Raw genomic sequence first — 739 nt, forward strand, 5'->3', positions numbered from 1 at the left:
TTGTTTAATGAATACCACAGGTTCGACCTGTGGTTCTAAAAAGCTTTTAGCTATACGTAGAAAATAAAAAACCTCCGATGTAAAATAATAGTAGGTTTGCCGACCAATACTATAAGTTACAAGGAGGTGTGTCCGTTAATGGACATTGATAGTTTAGCACATAGCAAGTGGAATTGTAAATATCATATAGTTTTTGCTCCGAAGTATAGAAGACAAGTAATATACGGGAAAATAAAAGCTGATATAGGAAGAATACTTAGATTATTATGTGAAAGAAAAGGAGTAGAAATTATAGAAGCAAATGCATGTCCAGATCATATACATATGCTTGTAAGTATACCACCTAAATTGAGTGTAGCTCAATTTATGGGATACTTAAAAGGTAAAAGTTCATTAATGATTTTTGATAGACATGCAAATTTGAAGTATAAATATGGCAATAGGCATTTTTGGTGTAAAGGATACTATGTTGATACTGTAGGAAGAAATAAAAAAGTAATAGAAGAGTATATAAAAAATCAAATACAAGAAGATATAGCTTATGAACAAATGAGTTTAAAAGAATATATTGACCCGTTTACGGGTGAGCCGGTAAACCAAGGCAAAAAATAAAGCACCTTTAGGTGCAGCCGGTAAAAGGACTGCGGTCGGCAGACTAATTCAACGTGCGAATAGCACGGCCAGTAACAAAGCCTTATAGGCGCAGAGCAAACTACCCGTTTAACGGGTAGTTATGATT

At 34.1% G+C, this 739-nt stretch carries 1 protein-coding gene; it reads left to right on the top strand.

What is annotated here, in order from left to right; all coding sequences use genetic code 11:
• The first annotated feature begins 138 nt into the window (after window positions 1-138).
• Window positions 139-612, top strand: a complete 474-nt coding sequence (gene tnpA, locus KQI30_RS16885) for an IS200/IS605 family transposase (RefSeq protein ID WP_216464505.1) — start codon at window positions 139-141, stop codon at window positions 610-612.
• Window positions 613-739: the final 127 nt, after the last annotated feature.

The organism is Clostridium bornimense, assembly GCF_018917145.1.
GTDB classification, from domain to species: domain Bacteria; phylum Bacillota; class Clostridia; order Clostridiales; family Clostridiaceae; genus Clostridium_AN; species Clostridium_AN bornimense_A.